The 283-nt window shown below is 38.2% G+C and carries 1 protein-coding gene; it reads left to right on the top strand.

Translation table 11 applies throughout. The annotated features are described in order from the left end of the window. A partial coding sequence (locus SB660_RS19970; RefSeq protein WP_486304204.1) for an ATP-binding protein occupies window positions 1-283 on the top strand: 283 nt, incomplete at both ends.

Here is a 283-nt window from a genome sequence, read left to right as displayed (position 1 = left end):
ATATGAGCGTGATTGCTCGATTCAACGTCGCCATCAAAAGGTTGTAGAGATTGCTCCATCGAATTCAATTTCAGAAAATTTAAGAAATAGAATTTGTGATGCAGCAGTTCAAATAATGAAAAATGTCTCGTACATAAATGCAGGGACAGTTGAATTTTTAGTTGCGGGTGATGACTTTTATTTCATCGAGGTAAACCCTCGAATTCAAGTAGAGCATACAATTACGGAAATGATTACAGGCGTTGATATCGTACATGCGCAAATTAAGGTAGCGGCAGGCTAC

This window comes from Bacillus sp. SIMBA_005, assembly GCF_046535585.1.
Lineage (GTDB): Bacteria > Bacillota > Bacilli > Bacillales > Bacillaceae > Bacillus > Bacillus pumilus.
Note: the sequence above shows the minus strand (reverse complement) of the source record. Positions and strands in the feature narration are given on the sequence as shown.